The sequence below is a fragment of the Cronobacter condimenti 1330 genome, from assembly GCF_001277255.1.
GTDB lineage: Bacteria > Pseudomonadota > Gammaproteobacteria > Enterobacterales > Enterobacteriaceae > Cronobacter > Cronobacter condimenti.
In genome coordinates this window covers 3,248,108-3,270,590 of the sequence record NZ_CP012264.1, presented here as the reverse complement: position 1 = coordinate 3,270,590, position 22,483 = coordinate 3,248,108, and the positions used below count along the sequence as shown (strand labels likewise).

Below are 22,483 nucleotides of genomic sequence, written 5' to 3'. Positions count from 1 at the left end.
CGTAGCCAGGCTTTCCTCACCAGGTGTAAACTGCCTGCACATTTTGTCGATTTACGAGGATTGTCATGGCTGAATTGCTGTTAGGGGTTAACATCGACCATATCGCCACGCTGCGTAACGCCCGCGGCACCGCTTATCCGGATCCGGTACAGGCGGCGTTTATCGCCGAGCAGGCCGGGGCGGATGGCATCACGGTTCACCTGCGCGAAGATCGCCGGCACATTACCGACCGCGACGTGCGTATTTTGCGCCAGACACTCCACACCCGTATGAACCTGGAAATGGCCGTCACCGACGAGATGCTGGCCATTGCCTGCGAGACCAAACCGCATTTCTGCTGCCTGGTGCCGGAAAAGCGTCAGGAAGTTACGACCGAAGGCGGTCTGGATGTCGCAGGTCAGCTCGATAAAATGCGCGACGCCTGCCAGCGTCTGGCGCAGGCGGGTATCCTGGTCTCGCTGTTTATTGACGCCGACAACGCTCAGATTGACGCCGCGGTGGCCGTCGGTGCGCCCTACATTGAAATTCACACCGGTTGCTATGCCGACGCCGAAGATGACGTCACCCGCGCTCGCGAGCTCACGCGTATCGCCCGCGCCGCGACCTATGCCGCCAGCAAAGGCCTGAAGGTGAATGCCGGCCACGGGCTTACCTACCACAACGTGCAGGCGATTGCGGCCCTACCGGAAATGCATGAGCTTAATATCGGCCATGCGATTATCGGTCGTGCGGTAATGAGCGGCCTCAAAGAGGCGGTATCCGAAATGAAACGCCTGATGCTGAAAGCGCGTCGCTAATGGCGATTCTGGGACTTGGCACTGACATTGTGGAAATTGACCGCATCGAAGCGGTCATTTCCCGTTCCGGCGACCGGCTGGCGAGGCGGGTACTGAGCGCGAACGAGTGGGCGCAATACCAGGCGCATCAACAGCCGGTGCGCTTTCTGGCGAAACGCTTCGCGGTCAAAGAGGCTGCGGCCAAAGCTTTCGGCACGGGCATTCGCAACGGGCTTGCGTTTAACCAGTTTGAAGTGTTTAACGATGAGCTGGGAAAACCGAAACTGAGGCTCTGGGAAGAGGCGCAGCGGCTGGCGGAGCGCATGGGCGTGACAGCAGTGCATGTCACGCTTGCTGATGAGCGGCATTACGCCTGCGCGACGGTGATTATCGAAAGCTAGATCTTATCGGCATGATGGAGCAGCACGAATTTATCCCACAGCTGCTCTTCATTCTCGGCGTGCGCCGGGTCTTTAATAATGGTGTTCGGGATAGGGCACACTTTCTGGCAGGTGGGCGTTTCATAATGCCCCACACATTCAGTACAACGGCTGGTGTCTATCTGGTAGATGTTGTCTCCCATTGAGATAGCCTCATTCGGGCACTCCGGCTCGCACATGTCACAGTTGATACATTTTTTAGTGATAAGCAGCGCCATCAGGAAAATCTCAGAAACAACACAAACAGGGCGGGCATTATACGCCCATTCGTTGCTCAGACCAGTTTTTTTACCAGCGCCTCGCTGTGGCGAATTCGCTCTGGCGCTTTCTCCAGATCCTGCTGTACCAGTGCCATAAACAGCAGATCCGCGAGCATCATCTGGGCAGATGTGGAAGAGATAGCCGCACTGCGCGTCGCCTGTTCTTCTGCAATGGTATAGAGGCACTGGGTCGCGCGCTGTTGCAGCGCATTCGGCGTAAAACCGGTGATAGCGAGAATACGCGCGCCGACGCGCAGCGCCTCATCGGCAGCCAGATTGATTTCGCGCCGCTCGCCAGAGTAGGAGAGGGCGACCAGCAAATCTTCCGGCTCCAGTGCCTGTACGGTTGCGAGCAACGCATGCATATCCTGCTCAGCCACTGCATTCAGCCCAATCTTCATGAGCTTCCAGGAGAAGTTTTTCGCCACGAGCCCCGAGGCCCCGATGCCGGTCAACACGATGCGCCGCGCGTTGCGCAGCAGCCCGACGCTTGCCAGCAGTTTCTCTTCAGGGTTGATGTCCAGCGAGGCGTGCATCGCGGCGATATTTTCCTTAATTAGTTTCTCACCCACCAGACGCAGCGGATCATCGCCCAGAATTTCGTTATGAACGGCGATGGAGTGAATATTGCTCTGGCTGGCAAGCGCTTCGCTGATCGCAAGCTTCAGCGCCGGAAACCCTTTATAGCCGAGCTTCTGGGAAAATTTCACGACGCTCGACTGGCTCACGCCTGCTTCCACGGCCAACTGTTGCGAGCTTAAGTGGCGAGCATAATCCGGGAACTGCAACAAAAAATCGGCAAGTTTGCGGTCGCTTTGCGCCAGTGTCGGATATCGCTGGCGGATAAGGATCAGGGTGTTCATCAACGCCTCCAGCAGGGCTAAATGTGATCGGCTTTAAAATGCCGGGAAATTAACTCGCCACTTTGAATTTTATATTCCATTATAGCTCCATCATTATGAATTAAAAATTCAGAGGTGCAATATGAATCTTGGCTCGCTGGTATCAGAAACCCGTAACCCTAACACGCTGGATCTCGATGCGCTCACCACGCTTGAGATGCTGATGCGTTTTAACGAAGAAGACAAGCGGGTGGCGTACGCCGTCAGCGAGACGTTGCCGGACGTGGCAAACGCGGTAGACGCCGCGGCAGCGGCGCTGCAACACGGCGGCAGGCTTATCTACATGGGCGCTGGTACCAGCGGGCGTCTTGGCGTGCTGGATGCCTCCGAATGCCCGCCGACGTTCGGCGTACCGCACGGCGTGGTAGTCGGGCTTATCGCAGGTGGCCCCGGCGCGCTGCTGAAGGCCGTCGAGGGGGCTGAGGATAATGCGCAGCTCGGCGAGGACGATTTGAAAGCCATCGGGCTTGAAGCGCGCGATATGGTCATTGGGATCGCCGCCTCCGGGCGCACACCGTATGTTATTGGCGGGCTGAAGTATGCCCGTGCGCTGGGCTGCGCCACGGCGGCTATCTCCTGCAACCCCGAGTCGCCTGTCGCCCGGGAAGCGGAAATCGCCATCTCGCCCATTGTCGGTCCCGAAGCGTTAACCGGCTCCACCCGCCTGAAATCAGGCACTGCGCAAAAACTGGTGCTGAATATGATCTCCACCGGCGCGATGGTGAAATTCGGCAAGGTGTATCAAAACCTGATGGTGGATATGAAAGCGACCAACGTCAAACTGGTGGATCGCGCCTGCCGAATGGTCATGGAAGCGACCGGCGTAACCCGCGCGGAAGCCGAAGCCGTGCTCGCGCAGACGGAGTATGAAGTCAAACCCGCCATCCTGATGGTGCTGACCGGGCTCGATGCCGCGTCGGCGCACGCGCGTCTCGCCGCGCACAACGGCTTTTTAAGAGCGGCGTTACAGCCGTAAGAGGGCAGACGTATGGAAAAATCGGTAACGCTCGCCACGCAAATCCTCAAAGGCGTAGGTGGCGAAGGCAATATTCTGCGGCTGGAAAACTGCATGACGCGCGTGCGCATGGAGCTGCGCGACGACACTCTGATGGATCTCCCGGCGCTGAAAACGCTGCCCGGTATCAGCGGCTACGTGAAGCAGGGCGAACAGCACCAGCTTATTGCAGGGCCGGGTCGCGCCGCGCAAATCGTCGATGCGATGCGTGCGCAAATGCAGGCGTTATCACCTGTCGACCCCACGCTTGATGACGCCACGCGCACTAAAGCCCTGGTGAAAGCGCGCTATAAAGCGCCAATGAGTGACGCGCTACAAAAGCTTGCCAATGTGTTTATTCCGCTCATCCCGGCGTTTATCGCCTCGGGGCTTATCAGCGGCATTATCAACATCCTTAAACGACCGGATATTGTCGGCGGTTTCGCGACCAGCTATCCCAACCTGCTGGGGCTGCTCGGCATTTTTGGCAGCGCCGTGTTTGCTATCATGAACATCCTTGTGGGCGTTAACGCCGCGCGGGTATTCGGCGGCTCGGTGGCGATGGGCGGCGTAATGGCAGGAATTCTCTCCAGCCCACAACTGGCGCAGATAGAGCTTTTTGGCGAAGCGTTACAGCCGGGGCGGGGCGGCGTCATCGCCGTATTGCTGGTCGTGATGCTGATGTGCTGGCTTGAGAAACAACTGCGTCGGCTATTGCCGGTCTCCGTTGAACTTATCCTCAACCCGCTTTTGACCACGCTGGTGACCGGCGCGATCGCCATCGTGGCGCTGCAACCGCTCGGCGGCTGGATTTCAGAGGCTATCGCTCACGGCGCATCGCTTGCTATCGATAAAGGCGGGCTGCTCGTCGGCGCGGTGCTGGCGGGCACATTTTTACCGCTGGTGCTGACAGGTTTGCACCAGGGGCTGGTGCCGATTCATGTCGAGCTGGTTCAGGCGCATGGGTATAACGCGCTGTTTCCGATCCTCGCGATGGCGGGCGTCGGGCAGATTGGCGCGTCGCTGGCGGTGCTGTTGAAAACCCGTAATACGCGGCTGAAAAAGGTCATTAAAGGCGCGCTGCCTGTCGGGCTGCTCGGCATCGGCGAGCCGCTCATTTTCGGCGTGACGCTGCCGCTCGGTAAGCCGTTTATTGGTGCGTGCCTTGGCGGGGCGGCAGGCGGCGCGATTATCAGCTATTTTAAAGTGGCGACGGTTATCACTTTCGGCATCTCCGGCTTGCCGCTGGCGTTAACCATCGTGACCGGAAAAGTGATGCTCTATCTGTTAGGCTATCTGGTAGCGGTAATCGCCGGTTTTCTGTTTACGTGGTTCCTGGGCTTTAACGATCCAGAGGAGTAAGGTTTGGCCAATAACGAGCGTCGGGTAGTGTTTTTCGATCTGGATGGCACGCTGCATCAACAGGATATGTTTGGCACCTTTATGCGCTATCTGCTGCGGCACCAGCCGCTGAACCTGCTGCTGGTTATTCCTCTGTTGCCCGTCGTGCTCGGCGGGCTGTTAATGAAAGGGCGCGCCGCCCGCTGGCCGATGAGCCTTCTGCTCTGGGGGTGCACCTTTGGTCATAGCGAGACGCGCCTGCGCGCGCTTGAAGATGATTTCACCGCCTGGTTTCGCGGCCACGTCACGACCTTCCCGGTGGTGCATGAACGCCTCACCGGTTATCTCACCAGCACCGATGCCGACGTCTGGCTTATCACCGGCTCCCCGCAGACGCTCGTCGAAAAGGTCTATTACGATACGCCATGGCTGCCGCGCGTTAATGTCATTGCAAGCCAGATGGAGCGCCGCTTTGGCGGCTGGGTATTAACGCTTCGCTGTCTCGGCCATGAAAAAGTGGCACAGCTGGAGCGCCAGATTGGCACGCCGCTGCGTCTTTACAGCGGCTACAGCGACAGCAAGCAGGATAACCCGCTACTCTACTTCTGCCAGCATCGCTGGCGCGTCACGCCTCAGGGGCAGCTTCAGCAGCTCGAATAAGGCCCGCATTTCGCAACCCATAAACGGTGTGTATAATGCCGCCCGCCTTATATTCCCGGAGAACACCGTGTCACAGACTGAACTCACCCATGAATACTGGATGCGCCACGCGCTGACGCTCGCGCAGCGCGCCTGGGACGAGGGAGAGGTGCCGGTAGGGGCGGTGCTGGTACATAACAACCAGGCGATCGGCGAAGGCTGGAACCGCCCGATTGGCCGCCACGACCCAACCGCGCACGCGGAAATCATGGCGCTGCGCCAGGGCGGCCTGGTGCTACAGAATTATCGTCTGCTGGAAACCACCCTGTATGTCACGCTGGAGCCGTGCGTGATGTGCGCGGGCGCGATGGTACACGGGCGCATCGGCACGCTGGTGTTTGGGGCGCGCGACGCTAAAACCGGCGCGGTCGGCTCGCTTATGGATATTACGGGGCACCCTGGCATGAACCATCAGGTGCAGGTTATCGAGGGGATAATGGCGGCAGAGTGTTCGGCCATGTTGAGTGCGTTTTTCCGGCAGCGCCGGCTTGAGAAAAAGGCCCTAAAGGAAGCTGCGAAAAAGGCGACGGGAACAGACCCTGCGGCGTAATGCTCGTCGGGTAGTTCTGCACAAGCTTAGGCTGCGCCGCGGCAGCCGCCTGTTTTTCTTTCTCAAGCAAGTAACCTACCAGGCTTATCTGATACTTCCGGATATTTTCTACATAGGCGTAGGCCTCATGGCCGCGCGCATAGCCGTAAGTCAGCTTGCTGTAATACGGCTTCTGGCTTAACAGCGGCAGCCGCTGTTTTACATCCGCCCAGCTATCCGGGTTACCTTTCTGCTTCGCCGTGAGAGCGCGTGCGTCAAGCATATGCGCGTAGCCCATGTTATAGGCCGCCAGCGCAAACCAGATCCGCTCTTCTTCTGGCACGCTTTCCGGCACTTTGCTCATCATATCTTTCAGATAGCGCGCGCCGCCGCTAATGCTCTGTTCGGCATCAAGACGGTCGGTCAGGCCGAGGCTTTGGGCCGTGTTGCGGGTCAACATCATCAACCCGCGCACCCCGGTCGGCGAGGTGGCCTGGCTGTCCCAGTGGGATTCCTGATAAGAAATGGCTGCTAACAATCGCCAGTCAATATCGGTGGCGTATTTCTCAAACAGCGGCTGAAGCTCCGGCAGTACATTATCGACGGCGCGCAGGAAACTGCGGGTATCCACATAGTCAAAATCGTTGCCGTGGCCGAGGTATTTCTCTTCAAGCCGCGCCAGCGTGCCGTCTTCGTTGATCTGGTTGAAGAAATCCAGCAAGGCAGCGGAAAGGGTATTATCACTGTCACTGCGGCGGCTAAACCACGTTACTGGCTGCTCGTCACTGAGATCGAGCGCGACTGCCAGTTGGGGATGTACGCGCTGGAACATGCCGATGGCGACCGAGTCGGCGATGGTGTAATCAAGTTTGCCTTGCACCACCTGCAGCAGCAGTTCATTACTGCTGAGCTTCGGGTCGACGCGCCAGCTGAGATCCGGGTATTTACTCTCTTTAAGTTTTTCTAATTCGCTTTGCGCTACATGGCCGGGTGCGATGGTCAACTGATCGTCTTTGATAGTGGCGAGGCTGCGTGGCCGCAGGCTGCCCACGCGATAGACCATCTGCTGCGATACGGAGTAATAGATAGGACCCGCCTGATAATGCTGGCTGCGCTGTTCGTTATACACAAGGCCGGCGGCCAGAAGATCGGCCCGGTTATTGTCCAGGTCGTCGAAGAGCTGATTGATATTCTGGCGCACGGTGACTTCAAGCTTAACGCCAAGATAGTCGGCAAACGCCTGGCTCAGCTCGTAATCGAGCCCGGAGATAGTCTCATTGGCGCGGTACATGGTAAGGGGCGTCGCAATCGTACTGACGCGCAAAACCCCCCGCGCCTGGATAGCGGCGATACGGTTATCGGCTTTGCCGGACCACGGAATGGCCGGCCATAAGGCCACTGCCAGCAGCAGGGTAACGACGCCGATGAGCAGATAATTAAGCTTTAATTTTTTCAATTAGTTAATTCTCTGCGTTGCCTCTGGGCTCAGCGAACAATCGTTAGTAAACCGTTTCGTTTGAATGGCATGGAGCGGCATTTTGCGTAACAAAGCGCCACTTGGCAACTAATTAGAGGAATCGGCCACACCAAACGTTAACGCGACGGCGGGATTTTATTTCTACGCAAACGGTTTCGTCAGCGCGTCGGATTCTCTATAATGACGCCCGTTTTCCCCCTTGCGCCCACTGAGGTGCCCTCCGGCGCTTCGAAGACGAGAGACTAGATGATGGAAATTCTGCGTGGTTCGCCCGCTTTGTCGGCATTTCGTATTAACAAACTGCTGGCTCGTTTCAAAGACGCTCACCTCCCGGTGAAGACTATTTATGCCGAGTATGTTCATTTTGCTGACCTCGCCGCACCGCTGAATGCCGAAGAGCACGCGCGCCTTGAGCGCCTGCTGAAATATGGTCCAAGCCTTCCGGGCCACACGCCGTCAGGCCGCCTGCTGCTGGTTACGCCGCGCCCTGGCACCATCTCTCCCTGGTCCTCTAAAGCTACTGACATCGCCCATAACTGCGGGCTGAACCAGATCCATCGCCTTGAGCGCGGTGTGGCGTATTATCTCGACGTTGACCCGACAGCGGATAGCGAGGCCTGGACGCAAATCGCCGCGCTTTTGCATGACCGTATGATGGAGAGCGTTTTCGCAGGCCTGGAAGACGCGGCCGCGCTTTTCGCGCATCACGAACCTGCGCCGGTACAAAGCGTAGATCTGCTGGGGCAGGGCCGTCAGGCGCTGGCGGACGCCAACGTGCGTCTGGGGCTGGCGCTGGCCGAGGATGAAATCGACTACCTGCACGAAGCTTTTACCCGTCTGGGCCGTAACCCAAACGACATCGAACTCTATATGTTCGCGCAGGCCAACTCTGAGCACTGCCGCCACAAAATCTTCAACGCCGACTGGGTTATCGATGGCGAAAAACAGCCGAAGTCGCTGTTTAAGATGATCAAAAACACCTTTGAGAAGACCCCGAATTTCGTTCTCTCTGCATACAAAGACAACGCCGCGGTGATGGAAGGCTCCTCCGTAGGCCGTTTCTACGCTGACCACGACGCAGGGCGCTACGCCTTTCATCAGGAACCCGCGCATATCCTGATGAAAGTGGAAACCCATAACCACCCGACCGCCATCTCTCCGTGGCCGGGCGCCGCCACCGGCTCTGGCGGTGAGATCCGCGACGAGGGCGCGACGGGCCGCGGTGCCAAGCCGAAAGCGGGCCTGGTGGGCTTTTCGGTTTCTAACCTGCGCATTCCGGGCTTTGAGCAGCCCTGGGAAGAAGATTTCGGCAAACCGGATCGCATTGTCACCGCGCTCGACATCATGACCGACGGCCCGCTCGGCGGGGCGGCGTTTAACAACGAATTTGGCCGCCCGGCGCTGAACGGTTATTTCCGTACTTATGAAGAGAAAGTCGTAAGCCATAATGGCGAAGAGCTGCGCGGTTATCACAAACCGATCATGCTTGCAGGCGGCATCGGCAATATTCGCGCCGATCACGTTCAGAAAGGCGACATCCCGCCTGGCGCGAAGCTTATCGTGCTTGGCGGTCCGGCGATGAATATCGGCCTTGGCGGCGGCGCAGCGTCCTCGATGGCGTCAGGCCAGTCGGATGCCGATCTCGATTTCGCCTCGGTACAGCGCGACAACCCGGAAATGGAGCGCCGTTGTCAGGAAGTTATCGACCGTTGCTGGCAGCTTGGCGACGCGAACCCCATCCTCTTTATTCACGATGTCGGCGCGGGCGGTCTTTCTAACGCCATGCCGGAGCTGGTGAGTGACGGCGGGCGCGGCGGGCGCTTTGAACTGCGCAATATTTTAAGCGACGAGCCAGGCATGAGCCCGCTCGAAGTCTGGTGTAACGAATCCCAGGAGCGTTACGTGCTCGCGGTGGCGCCGGAACAACTGGCGCTCTTTGACGAGCTGTGCCGCCGCGAGCGTGCGCCATACGCCGTGATTGGCGAGGCGACCGAGGCCCAGCACCTGACGCTGAGCGACAGCCATTTCGACAACCAGCCGGTGGATATGCCGCTTGACGTGCTGCTCGGTAAAACCCCGAAAATGACGCGCGACGTTATCCGTCAGCAGGCCGAAGGTCAGGCATTTGACCGCGCGGGTATTACGATAGCTGACGCGGTAAACCGCGTGCTGCATCTGCCGACTGTGGCCGAAAAAACCTTTCTTGTCACCATCGGGGATCGCACCGTGACTGGCATGGTCGCACGCGATCAGATGGTCGGCCCGTGGCAGGTGCCGGTGGCGAACTGCGCGGTAACGACCGCGAGTCTCGACAGCTATTACGGCGAAGCGATGGCGATGGGCGAACGTGCCCCGGTGGCGCTGCTGGATTTCGCCGCGTCTGCGCGCCTCGCCGTTGGCGAAGCGCTGACCAACATCGCCGCGACGCAAATCGGCGATATTAAACGCCTGAAGCTCTCTGCAAACTGGATGGCAGCGGCCGGGCATCCTGGCGAAGACGCGGGGCTTTACGCGGCAGTGAAAGCCGTCGGGGAAGAACTCTGCCCGCAGCTTGGTCTGACCATTCCGGTCGGCAAAGATTCGATGTCGATGAAAACCCGCTGGCAGCAGGATGGCGAACAGCGTGAGATGACCTCACCGCTTTCGCTCGTGATCTCCGCCTTTGCCCGCGTGGAAGATGTACGTCGCACCGTGACGCCGGAACTGACCACTGAAGATAACGCGCTGCTGTTGATCGATCTGGGGTGCGGTCACAACGCGCTGGGGGCGACGGCACTGGCGCAGGTGTATCGTCAGTTGGGCGACAAGCCTGCCGACGTGCGTGATGCGGGTCAGCTGAAATGCTTTTACGACGCCATTCAGGCGCTGGTAGCGCAGCGTAAACTGCTGGCCTACCACGACCGCTCTGATGGCGGCCTGCTGGTGACGCTCGCAGAGATGGCCTTCGCCGGCCACTGCGGGATCGAGGCAGATATTGCTGCGCTCGGCGACGACGCCCTGGCCGCACTCTTTACGGAAGAACTTGGCGCGGTGATCCAGATTGCCGCTGCCGAGCGCGAGCAGGTCGAGCGGGTTTTGAAAGATCACGGGCTTGGCGAGTGCACGCACTACCTTGGCAAGGCGGTTGCGGGCGACAGCTTCACCCTGACCTCAGGTGAGACCGTGGTGTACCGCGAAAGCCGCACCCAGCTTCGTATGTGGTGGGCCGAGACGACATGGCAGATGCAGCGTCTGCGTGATAACCCGGAATGCGCCGATCAGGAGCATCAGGCGAAAGCCAACGACAACGATCCGGGCCTGAACGTGAAGCTGACCTTCGATATCAAAGAAGACATCGCCGCGCCGTTCATTGCGACCGGCGCGCGCCCGAAAGTGGCGGTACTGCGCGAGCAGGGCGTTAACTCCCACGTGGAGATGGCGGCGGCGTTCCACCGCGCGGGCTTTGATGCCATCGACGTTCATATGAGCGATCTGCTTGGCGGGCGTCGCGGTCTGGGCGATTTTCATACGCTGGTGGCGTGCGGCGGCTTCTCGTATGGCGACGTGCTGGGCGCAGGCGAAGGCTGGGCGAAGTCCATTCTCTTTAATGACCGCGTGCGCGATGAGTTTACCGAGTTCTTCCATCGTCCTCAGACGCTGGCGCTCGGCGTGTGTAACGGCTGCCAGATGATGTCCAATCTGCGTGAACTTATTCCGGGCAGTGAACTGTGGCCGCGTTTTGTGCGTAACCAGTCCGACCGCTTTGAAGCGCGCTTCAGCCTGGTGGAAGTGACCGCCAGCCCGTCGCTGCTGCTTGACGGCATGGTCGGCTCGCATATGCCGATCGCAGTCTCTCACGGTGAAGGGCGCGTGGAAGTGCGCGATGACGCGCATCTGGCGATGCTTGAGAGCAAAGGGCTGGTGGCGCTGCGCTATATCGATAACTTTGGTGCGGTGACGGAAACCTATCCGGCTAACCCGAACGGCTCTCCGAACGGGGTAACGGCGGTCACCAGTGAAAGCGGGCGCGTCACCATTATGATGCCGCACCCGGAGCGCGTTTTCCGGACGGTGGCAAACTCCTGGCACCCGGCAAACTGGGGCGAAGACAGCCCGTGGATGCGCATCTTCCGCAATGCGCGCAAGCAACTGGGTTAACCCTTATAAAGGCCTCGAAAGAGGCCTTTTTTCTTTTATCGCGCCGGTAAGTGTCTGTCCGGTTTCGTGGGTGTCGGCATATTGCGACAAACACAATGCTGAGGTGTCGCTAATCTGAGACATTTAAGTCATTGATTTTATTGCAATGAAAATCATGACCCTGGATGTGTTGGTTTTTAGCGACACTCTGGCGAAAAAGAGCGCAAAACTATGATGTCCGTCATAGTTTTAAACCTGTTATATAACATCAACTTATGATTTATATAGTAAACCTGGCACGGTTGATGCATAATATTAACCAGTGGCTCATTCACCTTCTTATGTCAGCCCCATAGCGAGCGCTACATAAACCTCGAATGACGCACTCAAAGGTGCCTGCCGTCCAACTGCTGATCATAGCACTGCTATTTCAGAACCCGGGCGACACGTTGAGTAAGGCACCGCCTGATTCCATCACAAAGGCAGGGTTAATCCCCTGCCTTTGTTGTTTTTCGCGTATGGCTTTGCACAAGCGCGACTGTCGGTTAGCATCGGGCTTTTGCAATCACCTCGGGATAACGCTGTGAAACGCTGGCCTGCTTTCCCCCGCTCGCTTCGCCAACTGGTCATGATGGCTTTTTTACTGGTGATGGTGCCGCTGCTATTTCTCGCCTGGCAGGCCTGGCAGAGCCTTAACGCACTCAGCGCTCAGGCAGCGCAAACCAATACGCTTACTCAGATGGATGCGCGACGCAGCGAGGCAATGACCAATATCGCGCTCGAAATGGAGCGCAGCTACCGCCAGTACTGTGTGCTGGATGATGTGACGCTTGCGAGAGTGTATGAAAACCAGCGCCTGCGCTACTCCCGCATGCTGGAGGCACAGGCGAGCGTATTGCCAGACGCAAAACTGTATAAAGCCCTGCGCCAGAGCCTGGTTGAGCTTGCACAGTTACAATGCCATAACAGCGGCCCGAAACCTGACGCGGCGGCGGTTCTGGAAGCATTCGCCGATACCAATACCCGACTGGTGCAGGCCACCCGCGCGGTTATCTACGCCCGCGGCCAGCAGCTTCAGCAGGAAATTGCCGCGCGCGGCCAGCTGTTTGGCTGGCAGGCGCTGGCGCTCTTTCTGGCGAGCCTCGCGCTGGTGCTGCTCTTTACCCGCATGATTATCGGCCCGGTGAAAGGCATTGAGCGGATGATTAACCGGCTGGGAGAGGGGAAATCCCTCGGCACCGCCATGATGTTTAAAGGCCCGCGCGAGCTGCGCTCGGTCGGCCAGCGTATCATCTGGTTAAGCGAACGCCTGGCCTGGCTGGAGTCCCAGCGTCATCAGTTTCTTCGTCATATTTCCCATGAATTAAAAACGCCGCTCGCCAGTATGCGCGAGGGCACCGAACTGTTGGCCGATCAGGTGGTTGGGCCGCTCACGACCGAACAACGTGAAGTGGTGGATATTCTCGATACCAGCAGCCGCAATCTGCAAACGCTGATTGAGCAACTGCTTGATTACAATCGCAAACTGGCAGGCGGCGCGGTAGAACTTGAAAAAGTCGAGCTGGCGCCGCTGGTAGATATTGTGATTGCCTCACACAGTCTGCCGGCGCGGGCTAAAATGATGCATACCGAAGTGTCGCTTGCAGGCGGAGACTGTCTTGCGGAGCCGATGCTGCTGATGAGCGTGCTGGATAATCTCTACTCCAATGCGGTGCACTACGGGCGCGAATCCGGTACCATTTATCTGCGAAGCCGCCGTCAGGGCAATACGGTATGTATTGAGGTGGCGAATACCGGTACGCCGATTCCTGAGGCGGAACAACAAATGATTTTCGAGCCCTTTTATCAGGGAAGCCATCAACGTAAAGGGGCGGTGAAAGGCAGCGGCCTGGGCTTAAGCATCGCTCAGGATTGCATCCGACGTATGCACGGCGAATTGCGTCTGGTTGAGGATGAAACCGCAGACGTCTGTTTTCGCATTGAATTACCGCTCTTTGACCCGGAACGATTAAAAAAATGAATTCACGTCTGGTAAGCGCCTGGCGCAGTCTGCGCTCGCGCGGCACAACCTTTTTCACTCTTCGCACGCTGGCCCGTTCCGCGCTCCTGCCGTGCCTGTTAGCCGGGTGCGTGCAAAGCCCGGTTTCCAGCAATATCAAACAAAAACATGATCCAAAACTGCCGGAACAACAACTGGCGGATTTCCTGTTTACTGACTGCTCCGGCATCTGGCAATTGACCGGACAGAGCGTCGAAAGCAACCCGCTGTTCTGGCTGCGTGGCATGGACTGCGCCGAACGTCTGGCGCCTGCCGAGGCGCGCGCGCAGGCGCGCAATTTCCCGGACGACACCTGGCAACATGCCTTCCGGCGCGGCATTCTGTTGGCTAACGCGCGTATTGCGCCTGCCGAGCGCCGCAGTTTTCTCACGACCTTAAGCGCCGCCTCCGGTGATATCCCGGCACATGTGCGCCCCCTGTATGAAGCCTGGCGCGACGGGCAGTCTGCGCAACTGGCGCTTTCTGAGGAGCGTAGCCGCTACAGCAAATTGCAGCAAAGCACCGACAGTGAACTGGACGCGCTTCGCGAGCAGCAGCATCACCTGCGCAGCCAGCTTGAGCTCACCACCCGCAAGCTTGAGAATCTGACGGATATTGAACGCCAGCTGTCGTCGCGTAAAAACGCGGGCGGCTATATTCAGGACAATAGCCACAGCCCCGATAACGCAGATAAAGAGCCAGCCGCCCCGGCGGAAAAAGACGCCGCGCCCGCGCAGGAGGAGAGTAAACCATGACGCAGCATAAACCCGCGCGCCTGTTGCTGGTGGATGACGATCCGGGCCTGCTGAAACTGCTGGGGCTGCGTCTGACCAGCGAAGGTTTTACGGTTGAGACCGCTGAAAGCGGGCATGAAGGCCTGCGCATCTTAGGGCGCGAAAAGATAGATCTGGTGATTAGCGATCTGCGCATGGATGAAATGGACGGCATGCAGCTCTTTGCCGAGATCCAGAAACTCCAGCCGGGCATGCCGGTGATCATTCTGACCGCGCACGGATCGATTCCTGATGCCGTTGCGGCCACCCAGCAGGGCGTGTTCAGTTTTCTCACCAAACCCGTTGATAAAGACGCGCTCTATAAAGCGATTGATGATGCGCTGGCTCATGTGGCACCCGCGGGCGATGAACAGTGGCGGGAGACGATTGTCACCCGCAGCCCGGTGATGTTGCGTCTGCTGGAGCAGGCGCATATGGTGGCGCAGTCGGATGTCAGCGTATTGATTAACGGCCAGAGCGGTACTGGTAAAGAAATCCTCGCGCAGGCCATCCACAACGCCAGCCCGCGCGCGAAAAACGCATTTATCGCGATTAACTGCGGCGCGCTTCCTGAGCAACTGCTGGAATCAGAGCTGTTCGGCCATGCGCGCGGCGCCTTTACCGGCGCGGTAAGCAGCCGTGAAGGCCTCTTTCAGGCTGCTGAAGGCGGCACGCTATTTCTTGATGAAATTGGCGATATGCCGGTGCCGTTGCAGGTCAAACTCCTGCGCGTTTTGCAGGAGCGCAAGGTGCGTCCGCTCGGCAGCAACCGCGACATTGATATCGATGTGCGGATTATCTCTGCCACGCACCGCGATTTGCCAAAAGCGATGGCGCGCGGCGAGTTTCGCGAAGATCTGTTTTATCGTCTCAACGTGGTGAACCTGAAGATTCCGGCGTTGCACGAACGTGCGGAAGATATTCCGCTGCTGGCGACTCATCTGCTGCGCCAGGCGGCGGACCGGCATAAACCCTTTGTGCGCAGCTTCTCAACCGACGCGATGAAGCGCCTGATGGCGGCAAGCTGGCCGGGCAACGTGCGCCAGCTGGTGAACGTGATTGAGCAGTGCGTGGCGCTGACCTCGGCACCGGTGATTAGCGAGGCGCTGGTGGAGCAGGCGCTGGAAGGCGAAAACACGGTGCTGCCGACGTTTGTTGAGGCGCGCAATCAGTTCGAGCTTAATTACCTGCGCAAACTGCTGCAAATTACCAAAGGAAACGTCACGCATGCCGCGCGAATGGCGGGGCGCAACCGCACTGAGTTCTATAAATTACTGGCCCGCCATGAGCTTGAGGCGAATGATTTTAAAGAGTAGTTTTTGATGCCCAAACCGCCGTAAGGTATGGTAATTTGAGCAACCGATTACGCGAATTGAATCGCCGTGCAGGCGCTGGCAGGAATTAAGGATCCACCATGAAAAAGATTGATGCGATTATTAAACCCTTCAAACTCGATGATGTACGTGAAGCGCTGGCGGAAGTCGGGATCACCGGGATGACGGTGACCGAGGTCAAAGGGTTTGGTCGTCAGAAGGGGCACACCGAGCTCTATCGCGGCGCGGAATATATGGTGGATTTCCTGCCGAAAGTGAAAATTGAAATCGTGGTGACCGATGATATCGTCGATACCTGCGTCGACACGATTATTCGTACCGCCCAGACCGGTAAAATCGGCGACGGCAAGATTTTCGTTTTCGACGTAGCCCGCGTGGTGCGTATCCGTACCGGTGAGGAAGACGACGCGGCAATTTAACCGCGCCAGACGTAAAAAAGCAGGTCAGTGGACCTGCTTTTTTTATGCCTGTAGAACCTGGTGAGAGCGCGAACGTCGTAAGGCGGATTAGCGAAGCGCCACCCGCCATGACTCACCGTCGCGAACACTCACAGCACCTTGTGGGGACCGAAACATTCGTAATGGATGTTCTCTTTATCCACGCCAAGGCTTACTAACTGCTCGGCGGCGAACTGCATAAATTTCACCGGGCCGCAGACATAAAACTGCATACCAGGCGTGGTGACATGCGCTTTGTGGTCATGAAGCGCCATCAGCCCTTCGCTGTTATAACGGCCTGCGCTGCGGTCGGCATCGCTCGGGACGCGATACCAGATGTGGCTCGTGAAATGCGGCAACTGCGCGCCGCGTTCGAGCACTTCATCGGTAAACGCATGCACATCGCCGCTTTCCGCCGCGTGGAACCAGTTCACCTGCGCCGGGTGGCGGGCGCTCGCCAGCGTATCAAGCATCGCGAGCATCGGCGTCTGACCGACGCCTGCGGAGATAAGCGTCACCGGCGTTTGCGGATCTACCTTCATAAAGAAATCGCCCGCCGGCGCGGCCAGCTCAATGATATCGCCCGGCTGCGCATGCTGATGCAGCCAGTTCGACACCTGACCTTCGCCTTCGCGTTTGACCGCAATGCGATAGCTCTTGCCATTCGGCTTGCGGGTAAGTGAGTACTGACGTATTTCCTGATGCGGAAACCCTTCCGGTTTGATCCAGACGGCAGTGTACTGGCCTGGCAGGTAATCTGCGACTGGGCCGCCATCGACGGGCTCCAGTTCAAAGCTCGTCACAATCTCGCTCTGTGGTGTTTTGCTGGCGATACGGAACGCGCGGGTGCCTTCCCAGCCGCCGGTTTTTTGCGTATTGCTCTGGTAAATCTCGGCTTCGCGATGAATAAACACGCCCGCTAACACGCCATACGCTTTGCCCCAGGCATCCAGCACCTCCTGGCCCGGACTGAACATCTCATCAAGCGTGGCCAGCAGATGTTCGCCTACAATATTGTATTGCTCTGGCTTAATATTAAAGCTGGTGTGTTTTTGAGCGATTTTTTCTACCGCAGGCAGCAGGGCTGCAAGGTTTTCAATATTCGTGGCGTAAGCGCAGATAGCGTTGAACAGCGCTTCACGCTGATCCCCGTTGCGCTGGTTGCTCATATTAAAAATTTCTTTTAGCTCCGGATTATGGGTGAACATCCGGTCATAAAAGTGGGCGGTGAGTTTCGGGCCGGTTTGTGCCAGCAGGGGGATTGTGGATTTAACGACAGCGATGGTTTGACTATCCAGCATGATTGCTTCCTTCCGGTTTTTATAAAATGTATTTTAAATGCATCTTATTAAAAATACCTGCACGTTGTAAATGGTTTTATCCCACCATCAGACCTGCGTCACACTGGATGAAAAAAATACAGGTTTATGATGAAAATAAGTCGCGTAAAGCGCGGCCTTGCTTAAACGTTCAAACCCTTGCGCCACGCCATGCCAAACGTTTGCGTAAAAACCTCTGTCAAGACCTATCTTCACGCTTCCAATCGGTTTACACTGTTGCCCGTTGCCCTAAAGGGCCCCTAATTGCAGTACCTTTTTATTGTCAGCTGAGTCAGGAGATGCGGATGTTAAAGCGTGAAATGAACATTGCCGATTATGATGCCGAACTGTGGCAGGCTATGGAGCAGGAGAAAGTACGTCAGGAAGAGCACATCGAACTGATCGCCTCCGAAAACTACACCAGCCCGCGCGTAATGCAGGCTCAGGGCTCTCAGCTGACCAACAAATATGCCGAAGGCTATCCGGGCAAACGCTACTACGGCGGCTGTGAATATGTCGATATCGTCGAACAGCTGGCGATTGACCGCGCGAAAGCACTCTTCGGCGCTGACTACGCGAACGTGCAGCCGCACTCTGGCTCCCAGGCGAACTTCGCGGTCTACACCGCGCTGCTGCAACCGGGCGACACCGTGCTGGGTATGAACCTGGCGCAGGGCGGCCACCTGACGCACGGCTCACCGGTTAACTTCTCCGGCAAGCTCTACAACATCATCCCTTACGGTATCGACGAGTCCGGTAAAATTGACTACGACGATATGGCGAAGCAGGCGCAGACCCATAAACCGAAAATGATCATCGGCGGCTTTTCGGCTTACTCCGGTATCGTGGACTGGGCAAAAATGCGTGAAATCGCTGACAGCATTGGCGCGTACCTGTTCGTCGATATGGCGCACGTGGCAGGCCTCATCGCCGCTGACGTCTACCCGAACCCGGTGCCGCACGCGCACGTGGTGACCACCACAACGCATAAAACGCTGGCGGGCCCGCGCGGCGGCCTGATCCTTGCTAAAGGCGGCAGTGAAGAACTGTACAAGAAACTGAATTCTGCCGTGTTCCCGAGCGCGCAGGGCGGCCCGCTGATGCACGTTATCGCGGCGAAAGCGGTCGCGCTGAAAGAAGCGATGGAGCCAGAATTCAAAGTTTACCAGCAGCAGGTCGCGAAAAATGCCAAAGCAATGGTAGAAGTGTTCCTGAACCGTGGCTACAAAGTGGTTTCCGGCGGTACTGAAAACCATCTGTTCCTGCTGGATCTGGTAGACAAAAACCTGACCGGTAAAGAAGCTGACGCTGCGCTTGGCCGTGCAAACATTACCGTTAACAAAAACAGCGTGCCGAACGATCCGAAGAGCCCGTTCGTGACCTCCGGTATCCGTATCGGTTCTCCGGCGGTGACCCGCCGTGGCTTTAAAGAAGCGGAAGTCAAAGAGCTGGCTGGCTGGATGTGCGACATTCTGGACAATATCAATGACGAAGCGGTTATTGAGCGCGTCAAAGGTAAAGTCCTGGACGTCTGCGCGCGCTTCCCGGTTTACGCGTAAGCGTTTATCGTCCGACAAGGGCCGCCTCGCGCGGCCTTTTTTTATGGCGTAAACCTACAGGAGAGAGCCATGCGCATTCAGGAATTCGCTGCCCTCAGCGGGCTTGGCGCGCATACGCTGCGCTATTACGAAAAGCTGGGATTGCTGGTGCCCGCGCGTAATAGCAGCGGGCATCGCGACTACCGGCGCGCCGACCTCGACTGGGCGGCGTTTATTAAACGCCTGAAAGAGACGGACATGCCGCTTGAGGAGATCCAGCGTTACGCCTTGTTGCGTGCGCAGGGGGACGCTACCGCAGGCGCACGGCGCGCGTTGCTGGCGGAACATGCCTTACGTCTGGAAGCGCGGCTTGCGCAGCAGACCGAGCATCTGGCGCGTCTGAAAGAGAAGATGGCGTATTACGATCAGACGCTGTTAAAAAACAGCGCTTGACCTGGAGTTTACTCGAAGTTTTACCGTTATCCGCACACACAAAAGGAGAACGGTATGACTTCATCACGTTATGACACAGGCCTTGCGCGGCTCTCGGAAATCGACGGCGCGGCGGGCGAAAAGGTTATCGCGGCGCTTGCCGATATCGCCCCGGATCTCGGGCGCTACGTTATTGAATTTGGCTTTGGCGATGTCTACAGCAGGCCGGGGCTGTCACTCAAAAGTCGGGAGCTTGCAACCGTCGCGGCGCTGACGGCGATAGGCCACGCGCAGCCGCAACTTGCGGTGCATTTGCATGCCGCGCTTAATGTAGGCTGCACGCGCGAGGAGATCATTGAAGTGATTATCCAGATGGCGCTTTACGCCGGTTTTCCGGCAGCGCTTAACGCTATGTTTACCGCTAAAACGGTCTTCGCCGAAGCGGGTGTATAACCGAAAAAGGCCGCTGCGGTGGCCTTTTTGTCTTCCCATGCGTAATGTTATGACGATGTTATGCATCGCTTGCAACCCCCAGGCTTTCCCGCCAGACTAACGCCTCCGAAACGGGAGGGAATCATGGTTTTGCAATCCACGCGCTGGCTGGCGCTCAGCTATTTCACCTACTTTTTTAGCTACGGTATTTTTCTGCCTTTCTGGAGCGTTTGGCTTGCCGGCGTCGGCGTACCGCCAGAAACCATCGGTCTGCTGCTTGGCTCAGGCCTTATCGCACGCTTTCTCGGCAGCCTGCTGCTGGCCCCACGCGTCAAAGATCCTTCCCGTTTAGTGTTTGCACTGCGCCTGCTGGCAGCGCTGACGCTGCTTTTTGCGCTCGGTTTCTGGTTCGGTCATCAGACCGCCTGGCTGTTTGTCGTACTGGTCGGCTTCAATCTCTTTTTCTCACCGCTGGTCCCGCTGACCGATGCCCTCGCAGCCACCTGGCAGCGCCAGATAACCATGGACTACGGGCGCGTTCGCCTGTGGGGGTCGCTTGCGTTTGTGATTGGCTCGGCGCTCACCGGCAAGCTCGTCAGCACGTATGACTACCGCGCGATTCTTGCACTGCTGTCGCTTGGCGTCGCGTCCATGCTTATCGGAATGCTGCTTAAGCCGTCGGTAATGCCGCAGGGTGAATCACGCCACAATGAGGCTGCGGGCTGGCCGGTATGGCGTAAATTACTGCGCGAAAACTGGCGTTTTCTCGCATGCGTGAGCCTGTTGCAGGGGGCACACGCGGCCTATTACGGCTTCAGCGCTATTTACTGGCAAGGGCAGGGCTATTCCGCCTCGGTGGTGGGGTATCTCTGGTCGCTTGGCGTGGTGGCGGAAATTGTTATTTTTGCGCTCAGCAAAAAACTGTTTAGCCGGTTTGGCGCGCGCGACTTGCTGTTGCTGTCCGGCGTGCTGGGGATTATTCGCTGGGGACTGATGGGCTGGACGACCGCGCTGCCGCTGCTGATCGTCGCACAAATCTTGCACTGCGGGAGCTTTTCCATCTGTCATCTGGCGGCGATGCGCTACATCGCCGCGCGCGAAGGTTCAGAGGTTATCCGCCTGCAATCGGTATACTCGGCCGTGGCGATGGGCGGCGGTATCGCCGTGATGACCGTCTTTGCAGGGTTCCTCTACCAGCACCTCGCAGGCGGTGTATTCTGGGTAATGGCGCTGGTCGCGCTGCCGGCACTCTTTTTGCGCCCGAAAGTGACAGCGCGCGTTTAAGCCTCCAGGATCTCCCGTATCCGCTGCTGCTGGTGTTCGCCAAGCGGCAGCGTGGCGTGAATAAGCGGCGGCGAGAAAAGCGGCAACGAGGTGGTGTACGGCGTGACAATAAGCGCCACCTCTTTTGGCGCGCCTTCCTGCTGGAAGGTATGCAGCGTGAGGTGCTTAATATTGAGCGGCAGCAACGTCAGTTCCCGCAGTTGCTGCTCAATTTCCGCCTCAAGCGCGGCGTCATTGCCGGTCAGTAACAGCACCTGTTTCTCCTGAAGATCCGCCTCCTGCATCAACCACGCGCCGAAAATCACCGCCACCAGGCCCACTTCCTCATCAGAAAACGTCACCCGGTACTCCTCTTCAAAACGGTCAAACGCTTTGCGGGTGGTGCGCATCAGGCGGGGATAGAGTCGGTTAATCTCCTCCGGCAGGCTGTTGTCGATGCCGATGCCAAAAAGGCTGCGATCAAGCGCCTGACACAGATGGGTGTAAAGCTGATCGGCAAGGCCCTGTTCATCGCTAAACGCCATGCCGGAGAGTTCGCGAAAGCGCGCAATCAGCGAACCGACCGCATGACGCATCCGGTGATCTTCCGGGTGCGCATCGCGCAGCGGATCGGGCGTGCGCAGCATCATAAACAGCAGCGCCAGGAAACAGTGCTCATTGACGTGCGGCGACTGGGCGACGCGGCGCTGCCAGTGGCGCACGATCTCCTGAGCGGCGAGAAACTCGGCGCGGGCACGCATCCACATTTGCTGCGGCTCGGTGAATTCTGGCGTCTGCCCGTAATGATGCTGGATCAGGCAGTATTGCAGGTAGAGGCGTAAAAACTGGACGTCGCGCGCCTCGAACTGGCGGTCCAGCCGCCGCGCGCAAAGGTTGACCAGCGCGTGTAAATTCGTATCGTCATACAGCGCCGTCGCGATGCCGTGCTGGCGCAGCTCGCTTTTGAGCGCAGGCGTAAAGTGCTGCTGAATAAACTGGGGGCACAGGCGCAGGGCCCGGCGTAGCCAGTGTAGCAGGCAGAGACGGCGGTCTAACGCTGTGCCTTCAATCCGGTAGCTGCCGTCCTGCTGGGTGATAATACTCAACCGGTGATATCGCTGGATCTCGTCGCCGGTTTCGGCAATATCCTGACGGGCGATAGCGCCGTCGACGCCATTAAGCCGACCTAACATTTCCGGCGTGATGGTTTGACCCGGCAGATAGAGCATTAAAAGTACCTGGCAGCGGCGCTGCGGACTGGAAAGCACAGATGGTGGAGGGCAGAGCAGAGTCATCATCCGTTTTGTCCAGTAAGTAAGGTTATTGCTAAGAATAGCTAAAGGATCGTTGAATGCCGTTCAGGGTGCGCAGTTTCATCGCGGA

The 22,483-nt window shown here is 57.8% G+C and carries 19 protein-coding genes and 1 pseudogene; 15 read left to right on the top strand and 5 right to left on the bottom strand.

Annotated features, from left to right (window positions below):
- The first annotated feature begins 65 nt into the window (after positions 1-65).
- Positions 66-797, top strand: coding sequence for a pyridoxine 5'-phosphate synthase (pdxJ, locus tag AFK62_RS14925; protein WP_007664219.1), 732 nt, complete (start codon positions 66-68; stop codon positions 795-797).
- Positions 797-1,177 (top strand): holo-ACP synthase, encoded by a 381-nt coding sequence (acpS, locus tag AFK62_RS14920; RefSeq protein WP_007664217.1) that lies wholly within the window; start codon positions 797-799, stop codon positions 1,175-1,177. The genes pdxJ and acpS overlap by 1 nt, the downstream gene beginning before the upstream one ends.
- Here the strand turns inward: acpS and AFK62_RS14915 are convergent.
- Together AFK62_RS14915 and AFK62_RS14910 are read right to left on the bottom strand one after the other, a co-directional pair.
- Positions 1,174-1,434, bottom strand: a complete 261-nt coding sequence (locus AFK62_RS14915) for a YfhL family 4Fe-4S dicluster ferredoxin (RefSeq protein ID WP_004387385.1) — start codon at positions 1,432-1,434, stop codon at positions 1,174-1,176. The two genes, acpS and AFK62_RS14915, sit on opposite strands and share 4 nt — an antisense overlap.
- Before the next feature lie 56 nt (positions 1,435-1,490).
- Positions 1,491-2,339, bottom strand: coding sequence for a MurR/RpiR family transcriptional regulator (locus AFK62_RS14910; RefSeq protein WP_007664214.1), 849 nt, complete (start codon positions 2,337-2,339; stop codon positions 1,491-1,493).
- A gap of 121 nt (positions 2,340-2,460) precedes the next feature.
- Between AFK62_RS14910 and murQ the strand changes: the two genes are divergently transcribed.
- From murQ to tadA, 4 genes and pseudogenes are all read left to right on the top strand, one after another.
- A complete protein-coding gene (murQ, locus tag AFK62_RS14905) occupies positions 2,461-3,354 on the top strand; it encodes an N-acetylmuramic acid 6-phosphate etherase (protein ID WP_007664212.1) in 894 nt (297 codons plus the stop codon).
- Positions 3,355-3,366: 12 nt separating this feature from the next.
- Entirely contained in the window at positions 3,367-4,734 is a 1,368-nt protein-coding gene (locus tag AFK62_RS14900) for a PTS transporter subunit EIIC (protein WP_007664210.1), read from the top strand.
- 3 nt (positions 4,735-4,737) lie between these two features.
- Entirely contained in the window at positions 4,738-5,373 is a 636-nt protein-coding gene (yfhb, locus tag AFK62_RS14895; RefSeq protein ID WP_007664208.1) for a phosphatidylglycerophosphatase C, read from the top strand.
- A gap of 67 nt (positions 5,374-5,440) precedes the next feature.
- Positions 5,441-5,935: pseudogene (gene tadA / locus AFK62_RS21450) on the top strand (tRNA adenosine(34) deaminase TadA); the annotation flags it as partial.
- Here tadA and mltF read toward each other — a convergent pair.
- On the bottom strand, positions 5,835-7,397 hold the full coding sequence (gene mltF / locus AFK62_RS14890) for a membrane-bound lytic murein transglycosylase MltF (RefSeq protein ID WP_007664206.1): 1,563 nt from the start codon (positions 7,395-7,397) through the stop codon (positions 5,835-5,837). The pseudogene tadA and the gene mltF sit on opposite strands and share 101 nt — an antisense overlap.
- A gap of 267 nt (positions 7,398-7,664) precedes the next feature.
- Here mltF and purL point away from each other — a divergent pair, with 267 nt between their 5' ends.
- The 5 genes from purL to glnB all read left to right on the top strand — a co-directional run bounded on the left by purL (position 7,665) and on the right by glnB (position 16,098).
- A complete protein-coding gene (purL, locus tag AFK62_RS14885; RefSeq protein ID WP_053532009.1) occupies positions 7,665-11,555 on the top strand; it encodes a phosphoribosylformylglycinamidine synthase in 3,891 nt (1,296 codons plus the stop codon).
- 562 nt (positions 11,556-12,117) lie between these two features.
- Positions 12,118-13,554: a sensor histidine kinase gene (locus tag AFK62_RS14880; protein ID WP_129232784.1), complete on the top strand. Its 1,437-nt coding sequence runs from the start codon at positions 12,118-12,120 to the stop codon at positions 13,552-13,554.
- Entirely contained in the window at positions 13,551-14,327 is a 777-nt protein-coding gene (gene qseG / locus AFK62_RS14875) for a two-component system QseEF-associated lipoprotein QseG (protein ID WP_007664200.1), read from the top strand. The genes AFK62_RS14880 and qseG overlap by 4 nt, the downstream gene beginning before the upstream one ends.
- The gene (gene glrR / locus AFK62_RS14870) at positions 14,324-15,661 is read left to right on the top strand and encodes a two-component system response regulator GlrR (RefSeq protein ID WP_007664198.1); all 1,338 of its coding nucleotides are present in this window, start codon (positions 14,324-14,326) and stop codon (positions 15,659-15,661) included. The genes qseG and glrR overlap by 4 nt, the downstream gene beginning before the upstream one ends.
- A 98-nt stretch (positions 15,662-15,759) precedes the next feature.
- Entirely contained in the window at positions 15,760-16,098 is a 339-nt protein-coding gene (gene glnB / locus AFK62_RS14865) for a nitrogen regulatory protein P-II (protein ID WP_002438074.1), read from the top strand.
- Positions 16,099-16,226: 128 nt separating this feature from the next.
- Here the strand turns inward: glnB and hmpA are convergent, their stop codons facing one another.
- Positions 16,227-17,417 (bottom strand): NO-inducible flavohemoprotein, encoded by a 1,191-nt coding sequence (gene hmpA, locus AFK62_RS14860; protein WP_007664196.1) that lies wholly within the window; start codon positions 17,415-17,417, stop codon positions 16,227-16,229.
- Between the two features lie 323 nt (positions 17,418-17,740).
- Here hmpA and glyA point away from each other — a divergent pair, with 323 nt between their 5' ends.
- The 4 genes from glyA (at position 17,741) to AFK62_RS14840 (ending at position 21,121) form a co-directional block, all read left to right on the top strand.
- On the top strand, positions 17,741-18,994 hold the full coding sequence (gene glyA / locus AFK62_RS14855; protein WP_007664194.1) for a serine hydroxymethyltransferase: 1,254 nt from the start codon (positions 17,741-17,743) through the stop codon (positions 18,992-18,994).
- A 69-nt stretch (positions 18,995-19,063) separates the two neighbouring features.
- Complete coding sequence (locus AFK62_RS14850; protein ID WP_007664190.1) at positions 19,064-19,426, top strand: MerR family transcriptional regulator; 363 nt, start codon at positions 19,064-19,066, stop codon at positions 19,424-19,426.
- A 54-nt stretch (positions 19,427-19,480) separates the two neighbouring features.
- Positions 19,481-19,858 (top strand): carboxymuconolactone decarboxylase family protein, encoded by a 378-nt coding sequence (locus AFK62_RS14845; protein WP_007664188.1) that lies wholly within the window; start codon positions 19,481-19,483, stop codon positions 19,856-19,858.
- A gap of 123 nt (positions 19,859-19,981) precedes the next feature.
- Positions 19,982-21,121: a 3-phenylpropionate MFS transporter gene (locus AFK62_RS14840; RefSeq protein WP_053532008.1), complete on the top strand. Its 1,140-nt coding sequence runs from the start codon at positions 19,982-19,984 to the stop codon at positions 21,119-21,121.
- Here AFK62_RS14840 and csiE read toward each other — a convergent pair.
- On the bottom strand, positions 21,118-22,398 hold the full coding sequence (csiE, locus tag AFK62_RS14835; protein WP_071884334.1) for a stationary phase inducible protein CsiE: 1,281 nt from the start codon (positions 22,396-22,398) through the stop codon (positions 21,118-21,120). The genes AFK62_RS14840 and csiE overlap by 4 nt on opposite strands.
- Between the last annotated feature and the right edge of the window lie 85 nt (positions 22,399-22,483).

Bases quoted from the DNA above. Each gene is read 5' to 3' on its own strand.
- pdxJ (WP_007664219.1), top strand. From the start codon at position 66: ATGGCTGAATTGCTGTTAGGGGTTAACATCGACCATATCGCCACGCTG.
- acpS (WP_007664217.1), top strand. From the start codon at position 797: ATGGCGATTCTGGGACTTGGCACTGACATTGTGGAAATTGACCGCATC.
- AFK62_RS14915 (WP_004387385.1), bottom strand. From the start codon at position 1,434: ATGGCGCTGCTTATCACTAAAAAATGTATCAACTGTGACATGTGCGAG.
- AFK62_RS14910 (WP_007664214.1), bottom strand. From the start codon at position 2,339: ATGAACACCCTGATCCTTATCCGCCAGCGATATCCGACACTGGCGCAA.
- murQ (WP_007664212.1), top strand. From the start codon at position 2,461: ATGAATCTTGGCTCGCTGGTATCAGAAACCCGTAACCCTAACACGCTG.
- AFK62_RS14900 (WP_007664210.1), top strand. From the start codon at position 3,367: ATGGAAAAATCGGTAACGCTCGCCACGCAAATCCTCAAAGGCGTAGGT.
- purL (WP_053532009.1), top strand. From the start codon at position 7,665: ATGATGGAAATTCTGCGTGGTTCGCCCGCTTTGTCGGCATTTCGTATT.
- qseG (WP_007664200.1), top strand. From the start codon at position 13,551: ATGAATTCACGTCTGGTAAGCGCCTGGCGCAGTCTGCGCTCGCGCGGC.
- glrR (WP_007664198.1), top strand. From the start codon at position 14,324: ATGACGCAGCATAAACCCGCGCGCCTGTTGCTGGTGGATGACGATCCG.
- glnB (WP_002438074.1), top strand. From the start codon at position 15,760: ATGAAAAAGATTGATGCGATTATTAAACCCTTCAAACTCGATGATGTA.
- hmpA (WP_007664196.1), bottom strand. From the start codon at position 17,417: ATGCTGGATAGTCAAACCATCGCTGTCGTTAAATCCACAATCCCCCTG.
- glyA (WP_007664194.1), top strand. From the start codon at position 17,741: ATGTTAAAGCGTGAAATGAACATTGCCGATTATGATGCCGAACTGTGG.
- AFK62_RS14850 (WP_007664190.1), top strand. From the start codon at position 19,064: ATGCGCATTCAGGAATTCGCTGCCCTCAGCGGGCTTGGCGCGCATACG.
- AFK62_RS14845 (WP_007664188.1), top strand. From the start codon at position 19,481: ATGACTTCATCACGTTATGACACAGGCCTTGCGCGGCTCTCGGAAATC.
- AFK62_RS14840 (WP_053532008.1), top strand. From the start codon at position 19,982: ATGGTTTTGCAATCCACGCGCTGGCTGGCGCTCAGCTATTTCACCTAC.
- csiE (WP_071884334.1), bottom strand. From the start codon at position 22,398: ATGATGACTCTGCTCTGCCCTCCACCATCTGTGCTTTCCAGTCCGCAG.